The organism is Pseudomonas sp. 1121_17, assembly GCF_052850745.1.
In genome coordinates this window covers 1-216 of the sequence record NZ_VXCX01000041.1, presented here as the reverse complement: position 1 = coordinate 216, position 216 = coordinate 1, and the positions used below count along the sequence as shown (strand labels likewise).

The following is a 216-nucleotide window of genomic DNA, read 5'->3' as shown; positions in this document are numbered from 1 at the left end:
CTCAGCTGGAAGTTGAAGGTGAGGTTTGCATCACCCTCCTTCGCTGCTTCAGCAGTGACCGCCACGGTGGTGGTGTCGATGGTGTCTTCGACAGCAACGGTGGTAGTCGCGCCAGTCAGATCGACCGCTTCGAAGTTACCGCCGTTGACCGCAGTGACAGTCGCGGTGACTTCGCTACCGTCTTTGTAGACGTCTTCAACGTTGGTGTTCGGGACC

General features: G+C 57.9%; 1 protein-coding gene. It reads right to left on the bottom strand.

Going from position 1 to position 216, the window contains the following annotated elements:
- A partial coding sequence (locus tag FW789_RS24330) for an immunoglobulin-like domain-containing protein (protein ID WP_446432156.1) occupies window positions 1–216 on the bottom strand: 216 nt, incomplete at both ends.